Origin of the sequence: Ensifer sp. ENS03 (assembly GCF_014852035.1) — a bacterium.
GTDB lineage: Bacteria > Pseudomonadota > Alphaproteobacteria > Rhizobiales > Rhizobiaceae > Ensifer > Ensifer adhaerens.
The window spans coordinates 1,068,550-1,084,624 of sequence record NZ_JACVAV010000002.1; the positions used below are offsets into that span (position 1 = coordinate 1,068,550).

Below are 16,075 nucleotides of genomic sequence, written 5' to 3' on the forward strand. Positions count from 1 at the left end.
CGCCGAAGCTGCAGGGTGTTGCAACTACCGCGAGGCGCTCGCCTGCAGGATGCGGCAGAGCGAAACCAGCCCGCTGTCATAACCGCCGCCAACGACATCGCGACAGCGTTTGATCAGCTTGACCCGCTCGCCGGCGGGCAGTGCATTGAACGCGGCCATCGAAGCACCTGGTGAAACCGAGCCTCCCGAACCGCCTCCGGTTCCACCGCCAACGCTGCCGCCACCCCCGGAGCTCCCGCCGCCGGATCCCGTTCCAACTCCCACGCCGAGCCCAAGCCCGACGCCGTTGCCGCCGCCTGCATTGGCCTTGAGACCAGCAGTCAGGCCATTCCGTCCACCGACCGTGGCATTGACCGAAGTGTTGAGCCCTTTTCCGCCGCCAAGGCCGACATCAGCATCTGCGTTGATGCCATTGGCGCCGCCGGCGCTCGCCTGCACATCGGCGTTGACGCCTTGCGCACCGCCGATCGAGGCGTTTGCGTTGGCATTGACGCCGTTTGCGCCGCCGAGCGATGCGTCGACATCGGCCTTAAGGCCGTTCGAGCCACCAAGTCCGACATTGGCGTTCAGCCCGCTCGGGCCACCGACGGACACGCCGACGCCAAGACCGTTCGCACTCTGTGAAAATGCCGGCTGGGACAGCGCCACCGTCGCAAGAAGACCGAGCGACAACGCAAGAACATTCCTCCGCATGATCGTCCTCCTAACAAGGTCAGGGTCGGAATGGCCCCGACAAAGGGGATACGTCGCAGGGTTGCTGCCGGTTGCAGCGGATCAGCCGAAAAGCGAGGGTTTTGCCCAGTGTGGATAACACACGGCAAAGATGCGGCCGAAGGCGTGTCTTTTCGAAACGATGGCCTTGGCACCCAAACAGGATCGCCGCACTGAAAGTGGTGCGGTGATCGTTCTGAGGCTCTTAGCGGATCAAAGGACGTCTGATGAGACGCGCGCCGTTGTAAGGCTGGCCAATGGCCCGAAAAAGCCGATGATGCGCGTAATGCGCGTCGCGTTGGGATCGAGGAATGCGATGTCCAGACCCTCGGGGAAAGACGATCCGTCGGGCATCACAAATCGCCAGGCGAAGCGTGCGATCCCATGATGAACGTCCACGTCGCTTGTCCGAGTAATACGCGCGCCCGGGTGCCCGGCCTGAATACCTGCAATGTGCGCGAGCAGTTCTTCTGCACCGGCGGCATGAACCGTCGGGTCCGTGTACGTTGCGCCATCGGCCCAGATCGGCACCAGCAACGCCCGCCTATGCTCGGCGTCCTCCGACGACCAGGCAGCGCAATACGAATCGATAAGATCTGTTAACGGCACGCTTCTTCACTCCCGTAGATCATAGGTTCCGACACGCTCCGACGGCCAAGCCGAGGCGCATGCTCCTTCTCGCCGCAAGATAGCTGACGGCTGTTCGGCTGTTCGGCTGTTGCATTTATCCTTCGATCGTCTCCGATCAATGGAGCACTGCCGCGGCCGCCCACCTGCAGGCACGCAACGTCGCGGGAGAAAACTATGACGTCGACGCTGCGAGGCCAATACGCACCGCGCGGTCAGTGGTTACCCAGAGGTAAGGGAAGATGAACAGGCCCGCCGACTAGGGCTGATTGCAGCGATGAAGACGGTCGCGGGTCAGTGCGAGCATAAAAGTTACAGGTCCCGTCCCGCGACGATGCTTGCGGGTGCGCCAAGCCTGCTCAGCTCGCAGCGGCCTCCTCGACGCTGGCACCTGGGACCGTCGCACCGCAATTACGGTGCGACGGCGGCCTTTGCGCGTCTGTTATGACGCAAGCTGTGTTGAGCGCCAAAGACAAGAGCGAACTGTCCGCTCTCGCGCCGACAGCGTCAGTGGCTGTCGCGGTTCATCGGAATTTCCGCGCCGCGCGGACCGACGAGGAAGTCGAGATCCGCGCCCGTGTCGGCCTGCATCACGCTCTTGACGTAGAGGCCGGCATAACCACCCTTGAGCGGCATCACCGGCGACACCCAGGCAGCGCGACGACGGGCCAGTTCTTCGTCGGAGACATCGAGATGGATGGTGCGGGCCGGCACGTCGACGGCGATCATGTCGCCGTTTTGAACCAGTGCCAGCGGGCCGCCATCGGCCGCTTCCGGCGCCGTGTGCAGGATGACCGTACCGTAGGCCGTGCCGGACATGCGCGCATCGGAGATGCGGATCATGTCGGTAATGCCCTTTTTCAGCACCTTCGGGGGCAGGCCCATGTTGCCGACCTCGGCCATGCCCGGGTAACCCTTCGGGCCGCAATATTTCAGCACCATCACGCAGGTCTCGTCGATGTCGAGATCATCGCGATTGATGCGGGCGTGGTAGTCCTCGATGCTCTCGAACACCACCGCCCGGCCCTTATGCTGCATCAGGTGCGGCGATGCGGCGGACGGCTTCAGCACGCAGCCCTTGGGCGCAAGATTGCCGCGCAGCACCGCGATGCCGCCGGACTTGGTCAGCGCTTTGTCGCGCGGCACGATGACGTCGTCATTGTAGTTGACGACATCCTTGACGTCGTTCCAGATCGTGTCACCGGTGACGGTCACAGCATCCTTGTGAAGGAGGCCCATTTCGCCCACGGCCTTGATCACGACCGGCAGCCCGCCGGCATAATAGAACTCCTCCATCAGGTACTTGCCCGACGGCTGCAGGTTGACGATCGTCGGCACGTCGCGGCCGAGGCGATCCCAATCGTCGAGACTGAGGTCGACACCGACACGGCCGGCAAGCGCCAAGAGGTGCAGCACGGCGTTGGTCGAGCCGCCGACCGCGCCGTTGACGCGAATGGCGTTCTCGAAGGCCTGCTTCGTCAGGATATCCGAAGGCTTCAGATCCTCCTTGACCATGTCGACGATGCGGCGGCCGGAGAGCTGGGAGATCACCCGGCGGCGGGCATCGACGGCAGGGATCGCCGCATTGCCGGGCAGGGTCATGCCGAGCGCTTCGGCCATCGAGGCCATGGTCGAGGCCGTGCCCATGGTCATGCAACTGCCGGCCGAGCGGGCCATGCCCTGCTCCGCATCCATGAATTCGGCGAGCGACATCTCGCCGGACTTCACCATTTCCGAAAACTGCCAGATCGCCGTGCCCGAGCCGACATCCTTGCCGCGCCACTTGCCGTTCAGCATCGGGCCGCCGGAAACGAGGATGACCGGGATGTCGACGCTGGCAGCCCCCATCAGCAGGCTCGGCGTGGTCTTGTCGCAACCGCCGAGCAGCACGACGCCATCGACCGGATTGCCGCGGATCGCCTCTTCGACGTCCATGGCCGCAAGATTGCGGAACATCATCGCCGTGGGCCGCAGCGTGCTTTCGCCAACGGAAAACACCGGGAATTCGACCGGGAAGCCACCGGCCTCGTAGACGCCGCGCTTCACCCGCTCTGCGAGATCACGCAGATGCGCGTTGCACGGCGTCAGCTCCGACCAGGTGTTACAGATGCCGATGATCGGCCGGCCATCGAAGGTGTCGGCGGGCAGGCCCTGGTTCTTCATCCAGGAGCGGTGCATGATGGCATTCTTGCCGGTGCCGCCGAACCAATCCTGCGAACGCAGCTTGCGCGGCCATTCAGCTTTCTTCTTCATCTCTTCCTTCCTTATGCGGCCCGCACCGTTCACGCGGGCCCGATGACGGCGTGCTTCAGGCGAGCGTGTAGGCCGTCTTGACGGTGGTGTAGAACTCGGCGGCGTAGCGCCCCTGCTCGCGCGAGCCATGGGACGAGCCCTTGCGGCCGCCGAAGGGCACGTGGAAATCGACGCCCGCCGTCGGCAGGTTGACCATCACCATGCCGGCTTCGGCATTGCGCTTGAAATGGGTCGCGTGCTTGAGGCTGGTGGTGGCAATGCCCGAGGACAGACCGAAGGGCGTGTCGTTGGCGACAGTGAGCGCCTCATCGTAGTCCTTGACGCGGATGACGGATGCGACCGGGCCGAAGATCTCTTCCCGAGAAATGCGCATGGCGTTCGTCGCTTCGGTAAACAGCGCCGGCTGCAGGTAGAAGCCGGGCGTGTCGCGCTTCAGAAGCTCGCCGCCGAAGGCAAGCTTGGCGCCTTCCTGGCGGCCGATGGCGATATAGTCGGTGTCCTGGTTGAGCTGGCTCTCATCGACCACCGGACCGATCTGGGTGCCGGCCTTCAAGGCGTCGTCGATCACAAGCCCCTTCATCCGTTCGCCCATGGCCGCCACGAAGCGATCATGAATGCCCTCGGTGACGATGAGGCGCGAAGATGCCGTGCAACGCTGGCCGGTCGAGAAGAAGGCGGAGTTGACCGCGGCTTCCACTGCAACATTGAGGTCGGCGTCATCGAGCACGACGAAGGGGTTCTTGCCGCCCATTTCCAGCTGGTATTTGCGATTGTGTTCGACCGAGGCGAGCGCCACGCGTTTGCCCGTGCCGGTCGAGCCGGTGAAGGTGATGGCGTGAATGTCCGGACTGTCGAGCATCGCCTGGCCGACGACCGAGCCCTTGCCCATGACGAGGTTCAAGACACCCTTCGGCAGGCCGGCGCGGTGAAGAATGTCGACGATCGCCCAGGAACTGCCGGGCACCAGTTCGGCCGGCTTGAAGACGACGGTGTTGCCGTAGCAGAGCGCCGGCGCGATCTTCCAGGCGGGAATGGCGATCGGAAAGTTCCAGGGCGTGATGATGCCGACGACACCGACCGGCTCGCGGGTGATCTCGACGCCGATATTGGGTCTTGCCGACGGCAGCACTTCGCCCGCCAACCGCAGGCACTCGCCGGCGAAGAAGTCGAAGATCTGGCCGGCGCGCACCGTCTCGCCGATGCCTTCGGCCAAGGTCTTGCCTTCCTCACGCGACAAGAGCTTCCCGAGTTCGTCCTTGCGGGCAAGGATCTCGTCGGCGGTCTTCCTCAGGATCGCGTGGCGCTCGAGAATACCGGAGCGCGACCAGGCCGGAAACGCCGCCTTGGCGGCAGCGATCGCTGCGCGCGCATCCTCGGCTGACGCGCGGGCGTATTCGCCGACCACGTCGTTGGTGTCGGACGGGTTGATGTTGGCAACCCCGTCGCCGCCGACCCATTCGCCGGCAATCAGGTTCTGGTGCAAAGTCATGGCCTCAGGCCTCCTTCATAGATGCGCATGACCGTCCCTCGCGAACGGTCGCGCTTAGGAGATGTGTCAGAGCTGGCGGATCGCGACCTCTTCGTCAGCTGCGATCGCAAGAGCGTTGCGGAGCGGAAGGCCGAAACCATCGGCCTCGATCTCAAACACGTCACCTTCCTCGGTGCGGATGCCATCACCGAAGGACAGCGTCGCCGTGCCGAACATGTGCACGTGGATGTCGCCCGGCTGGCGGAACAAGCCATACTTGAAATGGTGATGCTCGAGATTGGCGAAGCTGTGCGACATGTTGGCTTCGCCCGACAGGAACGGCTTTTCCCACAGCACCTTGCCGCCACGCAGGATACGCGACATGCCGCGGATGTCCTCCGGTGCGACACCGATGCGGATCTCCGGACCGAAGCTCGCCTGGCGCAGCTTCGAATGCGCGAGCCAGAGATAGTTGACCCGTTCAGTCTTGTGGTCGGAGAATTCGTTGGCAACGGCAAAACCGATGCGGAACGGCACGCCCTTCTCGGAGATCACGTAGATCCCGGCCATTTCCGGCTCCTCGCCACCATCCTCGGCAAAGGCGGGCGAAACGAGTGCCGACCCCGGCGCGACCGCGGAGGTGCCGTTGCCTTTGTAGAACCATTCCGGCTGCACGCCTGTTTCGCCAGCCCTCGGCTTGCCACCTTCGAGCCCCATGCGGAACATCTTCATCGAGTCGGTCAGGGTTTCCTCGGCCGCCTCGCTCGTCTTCTTGTGCATGGCGTCGCGGGTCGCAGCCGAGCCGAGATGGGTGAGACCCGTGCCGGTCAGGTGCAGGTGTGCCGGATCCGGATGAGTGATCGGCGGCAGGAAGCGCCCCTCCGCATAGGCCTTTTCGAGGTCGACGGCGGCGCCGAGCCCCTTGGCCTCGATCGTCTGCTTCAGGCTCCGTCCGGCATTGGCCGCTTCCATCGCCAGCGCATAGACGCTTGTCGCGCCGTTCACCGCATGCGCCGCCTCACCCGGCAGCCGTACCGCCACCGTGATCAACCCGTCTTCGTTCCTGATCTGCGAAATCAGCACGATGCTATCCTTCCTATCGTCTTGGGTCGCTGTGTTCGCCTCTTCAAGGCAAAAGCGTCCCCGTGGGTGGCTTTCGCCACCCAATTCCGGCGGACCAATCCGCCGATCCTGGCAGCTGTGGCTGCCGGTGAATGTTACTGGTTCGCGTCGGGTCTTATGGCTTTCCGCTCAACCCTTGTTCTTGTTGTAGACATCGAAGAACACGGCAGCGAGCAGCACGAGGCCCTTGATCAACTGCTGGTAATCGATGCCGATGCCCATGATCGACATGCCGTTGTTCATCACGCCCATGATGAAGGCGCCGATGACGGCCCCGATGATCTTGCCTACACCGCCCGACGCCGAGGCACCGCCGATAAAGCAGGCCGCAATGACGTCGAGCTCGAAACCGACGCCGGCCTTCGGCGTTGCCGAATTGAGGCGAGCGGTGATGATCATGCCGGCGAGTGCCGCAAGCACGCCCATGTTGACGAAGGTGTAGAAGGTCAGCCGCTCGGTGTTGATGCCCGAAAGCTTGGTCGCCTTGACGTTGCCGCCCATGGCATAGATGCGGCGACCGATCGTCGAGCGCGTGGTGACGAAGGTATAGAGCGCAATCAGCACGGCCATGGCGATCAGCACGTTCGGCAGGCCGCGATAGGTCGCAAGCTGGAAGCCGATGAACAGCGCCACGGCAGCGATGACAGCCATCTGCACGGCGAAGAAAATGAACGGCTCGTTCTCCGTGCCGTGCTGCTCGTTGATCTTGCGGTCACGAATGCCCGCGTAGATCGCGTAGCCGACGAGCGCGATGACGGCGACGAGCGCCACCATGTTCTGAATGGTCTCGGGCGCCGGATTGAGGAAATAGAGGAAATCCGGAACGAAGCCGGTCGACAGCAGCTGGAATTCCTTCGGGAACGGACCGATCGGGCGGCCGCCGAGCACCACATAGGTGAGCCCGCGGAACACCAGCATGCCGGCCAGCGTCACGATGAAGGATGGGATCTTCTGGTAGGCAACCCAATAGCCCTGGGCCGCCCCCATGACGCCGCCAACGATCAGACAGGCGGGAATGACGATAATGGCGGGCAAGCCCCATTTGACCAGCATGATCGCTGAGATCGCGCCGATGAAGGCGACGATCGAGCCGACCGACAGGTCGATATGCCCGGCAACGATGATCAGCAGCATGCCGAGCGCCATGATGACGATGAAGGAGTTCTGCAGCACCAGGTTGGTGATGTTGACCGGCTTGAACAGCACGCCGTTGGTGACGAACTGGAAGAACAGCATGATCACCACGAGCGCGACGAGCAGGCCGTATTCGCGGATGTTGTTCTTGAGATAGTCCCCGATCGAGGGCTTGTTGTTTTGGGTGCTCGTATCGGCGACCATTAGTGTTTCTCCCCTGAACGCATGATGGCACGCATGATGGATTCCTGGCTCGCTTCCGCCTTCGAAAGCTCCGCGACGATGCGGCCCTCGTTCATGACGTAGATGCGATCGCAGGTTCCAAGCAGCTCCGGCATTTCCGATGAGATCATCAGGATGCCCTTACCCTCGGCGGCAAGCTGGTTGATGATGGTGTAGATCTCATACTTCGCGCCGATATCGATACCGCGTGTCGGCTCGTCGAGAATGAGAACTTCCGGATTGGTGAACAGCCATTTGGACAAGACGACCTTCTGCTGGTTGCCGCCCGAAAGGTTGACCGTTTCCTGATAGATCGAGTGCGAACGGATGCGCAGCTTCGAGCGATAGTCGGAGGCGACCTTCGCTTCCTTGCGATCGTCGATGACGCCGTTCGCGGCCACCGCCTTCAGATTGGAGAGCGTTGTGTTCTCCTTGATGTTGTTGATCAGCACGAGCCCGAGCTGCTTGCGGTCCTCGGTGACATAGGCGAGCCCCGCATCGATCGCACGCGGAATGGTGCTGACGTCGACGGGCTTGCCGCGCATCGTCACGTCGCCGGTGATCTTGTGGCCCCAGGACTTGCCGAAGAGGCTCATCGCCGTTTCGGTGCGCCCTGCCCCCATCAACCCGGCGATGCCGACGACCTCGCCGGCGCGCACGGTGAAATTGACGTCGTGCAGGAACTGCCGGTCGCGGTGCTGCTGGTGGAAGACGTTCCAGTTCTTCACTTCGAGCAGCGTCTCGCCGATCTTCGGTTCGCGCGGCGGATAACGGTCTTCCATGGCGCGGCCGACCATGCCCTTGATGATCCGGTCTTCGCCAATGTCTTCGCTGTGACAGTCGAGCGTTTCGACCGTGCCGCCGTCGCGCAGGATGGTGATCTGGTCGGCGACCTTGCGGATCTCGTTCAGCTTGTGCGAAATGATGATCGAGGTCATGCCCTGGGTGCGAAACTCCATCAGCAGCTTCAAAAGCGCATCGGAATCGGTTTCGTTGAGCGAGGCGGTCGGCTCGTCAAGGATCAACAGCCGCACCTTCTTCGAAAGCGCCTTGGCGATCTCGACCAGTTGCTGCTTGCCGACACCGATGTCGGTGATCAACGTCGCCGGGGATTCGCTCAAGCCAACCTTCTTCAGCAGTTCCTGCGTACGGGCAAAGGTCTGCGGCCAGTGAATCACACCGTTGCTGGCGATCTCGTTGCCGAGGAAGATGTTCTCGGCGATCGACAGCAGCGGCACCAGCGCCAGTTCCTGGTGGATGATGATGATGCCGAGGTCTTCGCTGTCGGAAATCGTCGAGAAGCGGCGGGCTTCGCCGCCATAGTGGATTTCGCCATCATAGGTGCCGGCGGGATAGACGCCGCTCAGCACCTTCATCAGCGTCGACTTGCCGGCGCCGTTTTCGCCGACGAGTGCGTGGATCTCGCCTTCGCGGACCTTGAAGCTGACATTGTCCAGCGCCTTGACGCCCGGGAACGTCTTGGTGATGCCCCGCATTTCAAGAATGATATTGTCCATGTTCAGTCATTCCAGCGGCAGTCTTCAAGAGAGTACCGGCTCCGTCATCTGGATAAAAGGGCCCGCGCGCATGCACGGGCCCTCACGCTCAAAAAGATCAGTTGTTGATCTGGTCTTCGGTGTAGTAGCCCGAGCTGACGAGCACGTCCTTGATGTTGGACTTGTCGACGGCAACCGGCTTCAGCAGGTAGGACGGAACCACCTTGACGCCGTTGTCATAGGTCTTGGTGTCGTTCACTTCCGGCTCCTTGCCTTCCATGATCGCGTTGACCATGCCGACGGTGACCTTGGCGAGTTCGCGCGTGTCCTTGAAGATCGACGAATACTGTTCGCCGGCAAGGATCGACTTGACCGACGGCAGTTCGGCGTCCTGGCCGGTGACGGCAGGCATTGCCATGTCGCCCGAACCGTAGCCGACGCCCTTCAGCGCCGAAATGATGCCGATCGACAGGCCGTCATAGGGCGACAGAACGCCATCGACCTTGGCGTCGGTGTAGTTCGACGACAGCAGGTTTTCCATGCGGGCCTGGGCCACGGCACCGTCCCAACGCAGCGTGCCGACCTGGTCCATGCCCTTCTGGCCGGACTTGACGACGATCTTCTTGCTGTCGATCAGCGGCTGCAGGACCGACATCGCGCCGTCGTAGAAGAAGAAGGCGTTGTTATCGTCCGGCGAACCACCGAACAGCTCGATGTTCTTCGGCTCGGTTGCGCCGTCGAGCTTGAGGCCCTGGACCAGCGACGTGGCCTGCTGCACGCCGACCTGGAAGTTGTCGAAGGTGGCGTAGTAGTCGACATTGCCCGAGTCGCGGATCAGGCGGTCATAGGCGATGACCTTGACGCCGGCGTCGTGGGCCTTCTGCAGGATGTCGGAGAGCGTGGTGCCGTCGATGGCGCCGATGACGAGAACCTTGGCGCCCTTGGTCACCATGTTCTCAATCTGAGCGAGCTGGTTCGGGATGTCGTCGTCAGCAAACTGCAGGTCCGGCGTGTAGCCAGCTTCCTTGAACAGCTTCTCCATGGTCTCGCCGTCGGAAATCCAGCGGGTCGACGTCTTCGTCGGCATGGAAATGCCGACCGTGCCCTTGTCCTGCGCAAATGCCGGTGCAGCGAAGGACGCGATCGAAATCGCGGCGGCTGCGAGAAGCGAAGTCATCAATTTCATCAGTTCTCTCCCAAAAAAGTTGAAGCCGGCAGGCGAGAGCCTTTCCGTCTATGCGCAGCAATCCGCCGCCCGAGATCTTCGTCTCCGGCAGCGGATCAAGGTGAAGGAGAGGCCTCCCCGCCTCGCATGCTCCTACATGCGCTGGCACATAAGCAAAAACTGGAATGAAACCATATAACTGTCAAATACAATATTGCTTTGAATACATACCAAAAATGATATATCGAGCGCAAACAGTGTGATTTTTGAAAATCCCTGAAAACCAAAGAAAAAAACGCAGAGGTTGAAATGCGCGATCAGAAACCGAGCACCGCCGGCGAACTCTTCGATTCGACGCTTTTCCGCTCGGGCCTGAAGATCAGCCACCTCCGGCTGATTCTCGCGATCGACGATCACCGCCGCATCAGCGCCGCCGCCGACGCCCTCGGCATCTCGCAACCGGCGGCGTCGCGCATGCTCTCGGAAATCGAGACCATGCTGAAGGCACCGGTCTGCGAACGCGTTGCCCGCGGTGTCCTGTTGACGCCCTATGGCGAAGCGCTGGCGCGACGCGCGCGCAGCATCTTTCTGGAACTCCGGGAGGCATCGCGCGAGATCAACGAGTTGAAGACCGGCAGCGGCGGCTCGGTTTCGCTCGGCTCGGTCACAGGCCCGGCGCTCAATCTCGCCGTGCCCGCCATCCGTCAGGTGATGACCGCCTATCCCGGCATCGAGATCAACGTCCAGATCGAAAACAGCAACGTCCTGGCAAGGGAACTGCTCGCCGCCCGCCACGATTTCATCATCGGCCGCATCCCCGACGACCAGCCGCCGCGGCTCTTCAACATGGTGGAGATCGGCTACGAGGAGGTATGCCTGATCGTGCGCGACGGCCATCCGTTGCTCGACAAGCCCATGGTCGTCGCCGAGGACTTGCCCTCCTATGACTGGGTATTCCAGCCGCCCGGCACCCTTCTGAGACGCGCGGTCGAAGACAGTTTTGTGGCGGCCGGGGTGAGACTGCCGGCGACGGTGATCAACACCTCCTCGATCATCCTGACGCTGTCGATCGTGCGCAACACCAACGCGATTGCACCTGTGGCACTCGACGTCGCCAACCTGATTGCCGGCAACGGTACGCCGGCCGGCGAAATCCGCATCCTGAAGACCGAAATCCCGATCCGGATCAAACCCTATGGGCTGATCACTGCCGAGGGACGCGCGCTGCCGCCGAGCGCCAAGCTGCTCTACGACCTGATCCTCAAGCAGGGCCGCGCCTGATCAGCCCTGGCATGATCAGTCTGATCAGCCCGGGATAATCTCCGCCTGCCATGGTGCGCCGCGATCGGAGGCGTCATGTTTGGAATGTCAGTCTTTCAGTCGGTGCTCGAGCGGCTGAAATCGGAAGAGGATATCGAACCGGCACCGGCCGAAGCGACGCGCGTCGCCACGCCTTACGCCCCGGCATTCGACAACGCCTTTGCGGCCGAAAGCGTCCGCTCGGCGGCCCTCGGCGCCGTGGAGCGCGCCTATCTCGATGCGTCCTTCGTGGAGCCGCCACCTCCACCGGTCATGCCGGACTATCTCAGCCGTACGACCCTTGCCGACGTGGCCGAGGAACTGGCCCTTGTCGACAGCGAAACACAAATGACGCTTGCGGCAAAGCGCCGGGCCTTCGCGGCCCTGAACCATCCGGACCGTCTGCCGGCCGCGTTTCGCGCCAATGCCACCGTGCGCATGAAACTCGCCAACATGCTGATCGACGAAGCCGCAAAGCAGATGCGCGCCATCACCCCGGCGCCGTGAACCTCAGCCGGCAGCGTCGCTCCCGTCGCCCTTGCCTTGCCCCTCGTCCCCAGCTTTCTCGACGCCCTTCTCGCTCGGCTTGTAGAAAACCAAGAGAGCCGCCGAGGCATAGGCGGTGACCGCGAGGAAAATCATCCCCCACATCGTTTGCTCGCCCAGGAATTCGACCACTGTCCAGACGCCGCAGAAGCCCACGATCAGCAGACGGATCCACAGTGGGCGGTAGAAGGGATGGTCCGGATCGATGAATTTGAGCATTCTGTCCTCTGGTGGCCTTGTCGCGTGCGTCCCATTTAGGGGAAATTCGTCGCTGACGGCAAGGCCATGGCCTCCGACTCCCTTGACGGACGCAATAAAAATGGAATAAAAATTCCGAAATAATCTACATCGGCGACTTCATTCTAAATAGGAAGTTGCCGAGTAGAAACGGAGGTATCAAGGGAGAGGTGCTGAGCGCAGCGTTCCAACGCGGTCTTTCGTGGCAATTCTCCAAACCATTCGCGGAAGCAGCGTTCCGCGGCGCCTTTGCGCGATGAGCGCCGATCATCACGCCCCTTCCCGGTCGCGAACCGGAATTCGAGAGAAACAGAGATGACAGTCAGATTTGGTCTTCTGGGCGCCGGCCGCATCGGCAAGGTTCATGCGAAAGCCGTCAGCGGCAATCCCGACGCTGTGCTTGTTGCCGTCGCCGATGCCTTCCCCGCCGCCGCCGATGCCATCGCCAAGCAGTATGGCTGCGAGGTCCGCACCATCGAAGCGATCGAAGCGGCCAAGGACATCGACGCCGTCGTCATCTGCACGCCGACCGATACCCATGCCGACCTGATCGAACGCTTCGCCCGCGCCGGCAAGGCGATCTTCTGCGAGAAGCCCGTCGATCTCGACGCCGAGCGCGTCAAGGCCTGCCTCAAGGTCGTGAGCGAGACCAAGGCCAAGCTGATGGTCGGCTTCAACCGCCGCTTCGACCCGCATTTCATGGCCGTGAAGAAGGCGATCGACGCCGGCAAGATCGGCGATGTCGAAATGGTGACGATCACCTCGCGCGATCCGGGCGCCCCGCCGGTCGACTATATCAAGCGTTCGGGCGGCATCTTCCGCGACATGACCATCCATGACTTCGACATGGCCCGTTTCCTGCTCGGCGAAGAGCCGGTCTCGGTGACGGCAACCGCTGCAGTTCTCGTCGACAAGGCGATCGGCGAAGCCGGCGACTACGACAGCGTTTCGGTCATCCTGCAGACGGCGTCCGGCAAGCAGGCGATCATCTCCAACTCCCGTCGCGCCACCTACGGCTACGACCAGCGCATCGAAGTCCACGGCTCGAAGGGCGTGGCTTCCGCCGAGAACCAGCGCCCGGTCTCGATCGAGATCGCCAATGGCGACGGCTACACCCGCCCGCCACTGCACGATTTCTTCATGACCCGCTACACCGAAGCCTATGCCAACGAGATCGAGAGCTTCATCGCCGCGATCGAAAAGGGTGCGGAAATCACGCCGTCCGGCAAGGATGGTCTCGCGGCTCTCGCGCTTGCCGATGCGGCTGTAAAGTCCGTCGTCGAAAAGCGCCAGATCAGCGTCGCCTGAGCCTTCGACCGACGACCGATCAAGGAAAAAGGCCGGGCGCCATATGCCCGGCCTTTTTCGTATCCGCACTGCCCGGCCGCGGCCGTTTCAACCGTCGGCGCGCGCCGGCACCTTCTCCCGGCGCGCGGTTTCCTGGCCGGTGCTGGGCGCGGCACCCGGCCGACCGGAGAGAAAGCCCTGTATCTGCAGGCAGCCCTCCTCCGCGAGGATCTGTCTTTGCCGTTCGGTTTCGACGCCCTCGGTCACGACCGCGAGCCTAAGGCTGTGGCCAAGCGCGATGATCGCCCGGACGATCGCCTGCGCCGAAGGGTCCTTTTCCAGCGCCGCGGTGAAGCTGCAGTCGATCTTCAGCTTGTCGAAGGGGAACGTCTGAAGGTTGCTCAGCGACGAATGGCCGGTGCCGAAATCGTCCATGACGATCCGCACACCAAGGACCCGTAGCCGCACCAGCACTGCCAGCACGTCCTCGCGATTGTGCATCAGCGCCGCCTCGGTGATCTCAAGTTCGAGCCGCCAGGGATTAAGGCCGGTGCGGCGCAGGATGTTCGCAACCTGGTCGAAGAGGTTGGGCAAAAGGAACTGGACCGGCGAAATGTTGACGGAAATCGGCAGGGGCTCGTTCCACTTCGCCGCTTCCGTGCAGGCCTGCTCCAGCACCCATTCGCCGATCTGGATGATCGAGCCGCTCTCCTCGGCAATCGGGATAAAGACATCCGGGCCGATCAACCCGCGCTGCGGATGCTCCCAGCGCAGCAGCGCTTCGTAGCCGATGATCCGGTCGCTCTGGACTTCGACCAGTGGCTGGTATTCGAGGAAGAATTGTCGGCGGAGCACCGCATGGCGCAGGTCGTTTTCGATCTGGCGGCGGGTGCGTACCGCCTCGTCCATCTCCCGGTCGAAGAAGCAGGCGATGCCCTTGCCGCTCTGCTTGGCGCGGTAGAGCGCCGTGTCGGCATTGTTGCGCAACTGATCCGCCGTCTGCCCGTCTGCCGGAAAGATCGCAGCCCCGATGCTGACGCCGACGGCGGTCGGGTCACGATTGGTGTCCATCTCGGCAGCAAACAGCGCCAGGATCCGGTCCGTCAACTGCCGCGCCGCCTCCGGCTCCCTGCCGCCCACCTGGATGATCGCGAACTCGTCGCCGCCGAGCCGGGCGATCGTATCCTGCTCGCCGACGGCTGCGCGCAGGATATCGGCGACCTTCATCAGGATGCGGTCGCCCTCGCCATGGCCGAAGATATCGTTGACCGCCTTGAAGCGGTCGAGGTCGAGGCAGAGGATCGCCAGTTCCTCGTTTCTCACAGCAGCCGCCGCCAGCGTCTGGCCCAGCCTGCGGTCGAAGAAGGCGCGGTTCGGCAGGTCCGTCAGCGCGTCATGATGGGCGAGATGTTCGATCGTGCGCTCGGCCTCCTTACGCGCCCGCAGGTCACGCACGAAGATCACGTCACATTCCCGGCCGCGATACTCGATCGTCCGGCACATGAACTCCACGGGAATGGTGCGCCCTTCTGCGTTCAAGAGGTCGATTTCGCCCGGACCGTCGCCGTGTCTGTGGGCGTCCAACCCCTCCTCGCCGAAGACGAAGATGTCTGCCGGGTGCCGTCCGGAAAGCTCCGAAAGCTTGCGACCTGTCAGGCCCGCGAAGCGCTCGTTGGCGTCCACGATTACGCCATCGAAGACGATCGCCATGCCTTCGAGCGATGCATTGGCGAGTCCGCGCAGATCCGTCAGATGCCGGTCGAGGAAGAGCGCGCCGAAGGCGAGCACGATCAATGTGGTCGAAGCGGCAATGACGCCGCCTGCAAGCCAGGCGGGATGGATGGTATCGGCAACGGCGACATTGGCCTCGGGCACCAGCGTGATGCCGCTCATCGAGGTGAAGTGCAGCGCGCAGATGCCGACGACCAGCAGGAGCGACGCGACGACCAGGCGCCGCACGCCGCGCAAGAGCTGAAAGGCGTAGAGCGCGGCACCGGCCAGCACCGTCCCGGCGAGGACGGCGGAGACGGTGGATTGGGGATCGTAGGCAATATGTCCCTGGATCTCGATTGCCCGCATGCCGGTAAAGTGCATCGCCGCAATGCCGGCGCCGAGCAGCAGGCCACCGCAGGTCATCGAGAGATGCGAGCGCCCGCCAAGACCGATCGCAAAGGCCATCCAGGACGCTGCGATCGCCACGGCCACCGACAGGAGCGTGCCCCAGGCGCCATAGGCAACGGGAACGCCGCCGTCATAGGCGAGCATGGCGATGAAATGGGTGGACCAGACGCCGATACCGCAGGCAAAACCGCTGGCCGCGATCCACAAACCGCGTTGGCTGCCTTCGCTTCGTTGCGCGCGCAACAGGAGCAGCATCGTCGCGACGCTGCCTGCCAGGCAGACGATCGCGGCAACCAGGATGAGGCGCCAGTCATGATCGTCGCGTATGCATGCAATCACTGAAAACATAATCGTCTCCCGCGTCAGGGTCACCTTGACAAGGAGTCG

13 protein-coding genes are annotated in these 16,075 nt (G+C 62.7%); 3 read left to right on the forward strand and 10 right to left on the reverse strand.

What is annotated here, in order from left to right; translation table 11 throughout:
* Window positions 1-24: 24 nt before the first annotated feature.
* The 8 genes from IB263_RS11960 to chvE form a co-directional block, all read right to left on the reverse strand.
* Complete coding sequence (locus tag IB263_RS11960; RefSeq protein ID WP_134886483.1) at window positions 25-693, reverse strand: hypothetical protein; 669 nt, start codon at window positions 691-693, stop codon at window positions 25-27.
* A gap of 231 nt (window positions 694-924) precedes the next feature.
* Window positions 925-1,320: a nuclear transport factor 2 family protein gene (locus IB263_RS11965; protein ID WP_192438532.1), complete on the reverse strand. Its 396-nt coding sequence runs from the start codon at window positions 1,318-1,320 to the stop codon at window positions 925-927.
* A gap of 525 nt (window positions 1,321-1,845) precedes the next feature.
* Window positions 1,846-3,591: an L-arabinonate dehydratase gene (gene araD / locus IB263_RS11970; RefSeq protein WP_034803454.1), complete on the reverse strand. Its 1,746-nt coding sequence runs from the start codon at window positions 3,589-3,591 to the stop codon at window positions 1,846-1,848.
* A gap of 55 nt (window positions 3,592-3,646) precedes the next feature.
* A complete protein-coding gene (locus tag IB263_RS11975) occupies window positions 3,647-5,080 on the reverse strand; it encodes an aldehyde dehydrogenase family protein (RefSeq protein ID WP_192438533.1) in 1,434 nt (477 codons plus the stop codon).
* A gap of 66 nt (window positions 5,081-5,146) precedes the next feature.
* The gene (araD1, locus tag IB263_RS11980; protein WP_192438534.1) at window positions 5,147-6,142 is read right to left on the reverse strand and encodes an AraD1 family protein; all 996 of its coding nucleotides are present in this window, start codon (window positions 6,140-6,142) and stop codon (window positions 5,147-5,149) included.
* Between the two features lie 168 nt (window positions 6,143-6,310).
* Complete coding sequence (mmsB, locus tag IB263_RS11985; protein WP_034793886.1) at window positions 6,311-7,519, reverse strand: multiple monosaccharide ABC transporter permease; 1,209 nt, start codon at window positions 7,517-7,519, stop codon at window positions 6,311-6,313.
* Window positions 7,519-9,054 (reverse strand): multiple monosaccharide ABC transporter ATP-binding protein, encoded by a 1,536-nt coding sequence (mmsA, locus tag IB263_RS11990; RefSeq protein ID WP_034793889.1) that lies wholly within the window; start codon window positions 9,052-9,054, stop codon window positions 7,519-7,521. The genes mmsB and mmsA overlap by 1 nt, the downstream gene beginning before the upstream one ends.
* Before the next feature lie 97 nt (window positions 9,055-9,151).
* Window positions 9,152-10,219 (reverse strand): multiple monosaccharide ABC transporter substrate-binding protein, encoded by a 1,068-nt coding sequence (gene chvE, locus IB263_RS11995; RefSeq protein WP_034793892.1) that lies wholly within the window; start codon window positions 10,217-10,219, stop codon window positions 9,152-9,154.
* A gap of 288 nt (window positions 10,220-10,507) precedes the next feature.
* Between chvE and IB263_RS12000 the strand changes: the two genes are divergently transcribed.
* Complete coding sequence (locus tag IB263_RS12000) at window positions 10,508-11,479, forward strand: LysR family transcriptional regulator (RefSeq protein WP_113188917.1); 972 nt, start codon at window positions 10,508-10,510, stop codon at window positions 11,477-11,479.
* 75 nt (window positions 11,480-11,554) lie between these two features.
* Entirely contained in the window at window positions 11,555-12,004 is a 450-nt protein-coding gene (locus IB263_RS12005; RefSeq protein WP_192438535.1) for a hypothetical protein, read from the forward strand.
* Window positions 12,005-12,007: 3 nt separating this feature from the next.
* Here the strand turns inward: IB263_RS12005 and IB263_RS12010 are convergent, their stop codons facing one another.
* Window positions 12,008-12,262 carry a hypothetical protein gene (locus tag IB263_RS12010; RefSeq protein ID WP_043611667.1) on the reverse strand — a complete coding sequence of 85 codons (255 nt, stop codon included), beginning with the start codon at window positions 12,260-12,262 and terminating at the stop codon, window positions 12,008-12,010.
* Window positions 12,263-12,595: 333 nt separating this feature from the next.
* On the opposite strand from IB263_RS12010, the gene iolG reads away from it, so the two are divergent.
* Window positions 12,596-13,588, forward strand: a complete 993-nt coding sequence (gene iolG, locus IB263_RS12015; protein ID WP_034793914.1) for an inositol 2-dehydrogenase — start codon at window positions 12,596-12,598, stop codon at window positions 13,586-13,588.
* An 87-nt stretch (window positions 13,589-13,675) separates the two neighbouring features.
* Here iolG and IB263_RS12020 read toward each other — a convergent pair whose 3' ends face one another.
* Window positions 13,676-16,036: an EAL domain-containing protein gene (locus IB263_RS12020; protein ID WP_192438536.1), complete on the reverse strand. Its 2,361-nt coding sequence runs from the start codon at window positions 16,034-16,036 to the stop codon at window positions 13,676-13,678.
* Between the last annotated feature and the right edge of the window lie 39 nt (window positions 16,037-16,075).